Below are 2931 nucleotides of genomic sequence, written 5' to 3'. Positions count from 1 at the left end.
ATTGGTTAAGCTAATAAGAGCACACGGAGGATGCCTAGGCGCCAGGAGCCGACGAAGGACGTGGCGAACAACGAAACTGCCTCGGGGAGCTGTAAGCAAGCTTTGATCCGGGGGTGTCCGAATGGGGAAACCCAGCTGTGGTAATTCGCAGTTACTTCTCTCTGAATACATAGGGGAGATAGAGGCAGACCAGGGGAACTGAAACATCTAAGTACCCTGAGGAAGAGAAAACAATAGTGATTCCGTCAGTAGCGGCGAGCGAACGCGGAACAGCCTAAACCAAGGGGCTTGCCCCTTGGGGTTGTGGGACGTCTCACATGGAGTTACAAAGGAATATGGTAGGCGAAGAGGTCTGGAAAGGCCCGCGATAGAGGTAAAAGCCCTGTAGCCTAAACTGTGTTCTCTCCGAGACGGATCCCGAGTAGTGCGGGGCACGTGAAACCCCGTATGAATCCAGCAGGACCATCTGCTAAGGCTAAATACTACCTGGCGACCGATAGTGAAACAGTACCGTGAGGGAAAGGTGAAAAGCACCCCGGAAGGGGAGTGAAATAGAACCTGAAACCGTGTGCTTACAAAAAGTCAGAGCCCAATCTATGGGTGATGGCGTGCCTTTTGTAGAATGAACCGGCGAGTTACGTTTAACATGCAAGGTTAAGGTGAGAAGCCGGAGCCGCAGCGAAAGCGAGTCTGAATAGGGCGATTTAGTATGTGGACGTAGACCCGAAACCGTGTGATCTACCCCTGTCCAGGGTGAAGGTGCGGTAACACGCACTGGAGGCCCGAACCCACGTATGTTGAAAAATGCGGGGATGAGGTGGGGGTAGCGGAGAAATTCCAATCGAACTCGGAGATAGCTGGTTCTCCCCGAAATAGCTTTAGGGCTAGCCTCGGTGAATGGAGTGGTGGAGGTAGAGCACTGATTGGGTGCGGGGCCCGCAAGGGTTACCAAGCTCAGTCAAACTCCGAATGCCATTAACTTCTTGCCGGGAGTCAGACAGTGAGTGCTAAGATCCATTGTCAAAAGGGAAACAGCCCAGACCATCAGCTAAGGTCCCCAAGTGTGTGTTAAGTGGGAAAGGATGTGGAGTTGCACAGACAACCAGGATGTTGGCTTAGAAGCAGCCACCATTGAAAGAGTGCGTAATAGCTCACTGGTCGAGTGACTCTGCGCCGAAAATGTAACGGGGCTAAACACACCACCGAAGCTATGGCTAGATGCTTTGCATCTGGGGTAGGGGAGCGTTGTATGCAGGTTGAAGGTGTACCGTAAGGAGCGCTGGACAGCATACAAGTGAGAATGCCGGTATGAGTAACGAAAAGATCAGTGAGAATCTGATCCGCCGAAAGCCCAAGGTTTCCTGAGGAAGGCTCGTCCGCTCAGGGTAAGTCGGGACCTAAGGCGAGGCCGAAAGGCGTAGTCGAAGGACAACAGTTTGAAATTACTGTACCACCGTAATCCGCTATGAGCGATGGGGTGACGCAGGAGGGTAGTGACGCGGACTGATGGATGTCCGTCTAAGCAGTGAGGCTGGTGTGTAGGCAAATCCGCACATCGTTAAGGCTGGGCTGTGATGGGGAGCGAAAATTATAGTAGCGAAGGTCATGATCTCACACTGCCAAGAAAAGCCTCTAGCCAGGAGAAGGTGCCCGTACCGCAAACCGACACAGGTAGGCGAGAAGAGAATTCTAAGGCGCGCGGAAGAACTCTCGTTAAGGAACTCGGCAAAATGACCCCGTAACTTCGGGAGAAGGGGTGCCTCGGTAGGGTGAATAGCCCGAGGGGGCCGCAGTGAAAAGGCCCAAGCGACTGTTTAGCAAAAACACAGGTCTGTGCGAAGCCGCAAGGCGAAGTATACGGGCTGACGCCTGCCCGGTGCTGGAAGGTTAAGGGGAGCGGTTAGGAGCAATCCGAAGCTGTGAACCGAAGCCCCAGTAAACGGCGGCCGTAACTATAACGGTCCTAAGGTAGCGAAATTCCTTGTCAGGTAAATTCTGACCCGCACGAATGGCGTAACGACTTGGGCGCTGTCTCAACGAGAGATCCGGTGAAATTTTAATACCTGTGAAGATGCAGGTTACCCGCGACAAGACGGAAAGACCCCATGGAGCTTTACTGCAGCTTGATATTGAATTTGGGTACGATCTGTACAGGATAGGTGGGAGCCGTAGAGGCAGGAGCGCAAGCTTCTGCGGAGGCGCCGTTGGGATACCACCCTGATCGTATCTAGGTTCTAACCTAGTGCCCTAATCGGGTACGGGGACCGTGTCAGGCGGGCAGTTTGACTGGGGCGGTCGCCTCCTAAAGAGTAACGGAGGCGTTCAAAGGTTCCCTCAGAATGGTTGGAAATCATTCGAAGAGTGCAAAGGCATAAGGGAGCTTGACTGCGAGACCAACAAGTCGAGCAGGGACGAAAGTCGGACTTAGTGATCCGGTGGTACCGCATGGAAGGGCCATCGCTCAACGGATAAAAGCTACCCTGGGGATAACAGGCTTATCTCCCCCAAGAGTCCACATCGACGGGGAGGTTTGGCACCTCGATGTCGGCTCATCGCATCCTGGGGCTGAAGTAGGTCCCAAGGGTTGGGCTGTTCGCCCATTAAAGCGGTACGCGAGCTGGGTTCAGAACGTCGTGAGACAGTTCGGTCCCTATCTGTCGTGGGCGCAGGAAATTTGAGAGGAGCTGTCCTTAGTACGAGAGGACCGGGATGGACGTACCGCTGGTGCATCAGTTGTTCCGCCAGGAGCATGGCTGAGTAGCTACGTACGGACGGGATAAGCGCTGAAAGCATCTAAGCGTGAAGCCCCCCTCAAGATGAGATTTCCCAATTAGTAAGACCCCTTGAAGACGACGAGGTAGATAGGTTGGAGGTGGAAGTGCAGCAATGCATGGAGCTGACCAATACTAATCGGTCGAGGGCTTATCCAAC

1 rRNA gene is annotated in these 2931 nt (G+C 53.6%); it reads left to right on the top strand.

The features are described from left to right. Positions 1–3: 3 nt before the first annotated feature. Positions 4–2930: ribosomal RNA gene (locus tag ACQ76X_RS35635) — 23S ribosomal RNA — on the top strand. Position 2931: the final 1 nt, after the last annotated feature.

It is taken from the genome of Paenibacillus sp. IHBB 3054 (assembly GCF_051594305.1).
Taxonomy (GTDB): Bacteria; Bacillota; Bacilli; order Paenibacillales; family Paenibacillaceae; genus Paenibacillus_AQ.
Note: the sequence above shows the minus strand (reverse complement) of the source record. Positions and strands in the feature narration are given on the sequence as shown.